Source organism: Actinomycetospora lutea (assembly GCF_028737205.1).
Taxonomy (GTDB): Bacteria; Actinomycetota; Actinomycetes; order Mycobacteriales; family Pseudonocardiaceae; genus Actinomycetospora; species Actinomycetospora lutea.
On sequence record NZ_JAQZAL010000100.1, the window covers coordinates 1 to 1,122 of the forward strand.

General features: G+C 68.0%; 1 protein-coding gene. It reads left to right on the forward strand.

Translation table 11 applies throughout. The annotated features are described in order from the left end of the window. The first annotated feature begins 54 nt into the window (after positions 1 to 54). On the forward strand, positions 55 to 1,122 hold the full coding sequence (locus tag PHK61_RS31830) for an IS630 family transposase (RefSeq protein ID WP_274285045.1): 1,068 nt from the start codon (positions 55 to 57) through the stop codon (positions 1,120 to 1,122).

The following is a 1,122-nucleotide window of genomic DNA, read 5'->3' on the forward strand; positions in this document are numbered from 1 at the left end:
CTAGTGGACCGTCTCTGAGTTGCATTGACGGTTGAGTTTTGAGATCTTGAGGTCATGTCGGTGGCGGCGCGGCTCGAGGTGCGGGGCAAGGACGAGGCGACGTTGCGCCGGTGGGCCCGGTCTACGGCGATCCCGGCGGGGCTCGCGCGGCGGGCGCGGATCGTGCTGTTGGCCGGCGAGGGTGTGCCCAACGCCGAGATCGCGCGCCGGGTCGGGGTGTCGCGCCCGACGGTGATCGGGTGGCGGGAGCGCTACCTCGAGGGTGGGACCGCCGCGCTGGATGATCGGCCGCGTCCGGGTCGGGCCAAGCAGATCGACGAGGCCGCAGTCGTGGTGGCCACGTTGGAGGCGCCGCCCGAGCGGCTCGGGGTCACCCACTGGTCCTCGCGACTGCTGGGTCGTGAGCTCGGCCTTGGTCACGCCACGATCGCCCGGGTCTGGGCCAAGTGGAACCTGCAGCCCTGGCGGGTCGAGACCTTCAAGTTCAGTACTGATCCCGAGCTCGACGCGAAGGTCCGCGACGTCGTCGGGCTGTACATGCATCCTCCAGAGAAGGCAGTCGTTCTCTGCCTGGACGAGAAGAGCCAGGTCCAGGCCCTCGACCGGACCCAGCCCACGCTGCCGATGGGTGTCGGCGTCCCCGAGCGTCAGACCCACGACTACGTCCGTCACGGCACGACCACGCTGTTCGCCGCGCTCGAGGTCGCTACCGGCAAGGTCACCGACGCCTGCTTCGACCGGCACCGTCATCAGGAGTTCCTCAAGTTCCTCAAGCAGGTCGCGAAGGCCTATCCGCGGGTGCCGTTGCACGTGGTCTGCGACAACTACGCGACCCACAAGCACCCGCGGGTCACGGCCTGGCTCGAGCGCAACCCGCGGGTGCAGCTGCACTTCACCCCCACCTCAGGCTCGTGGCTGAACATGGTGGAGATCTTCTTCGGGATCATCACCCGCCAGGCCATCCGCCGCGGGACCTTCGGCTCGGTGCGCGAGCTCGTCGACGCGATCCGCCGCTTCATCGAGGGCTGGAACGACCGCTGCGAACCGTTCGTCTGGACCAAAGACGCCGACACCATCCTCGCCAGAGCCAACCGACAAGCTAACTCCGAGACGGACCACTAG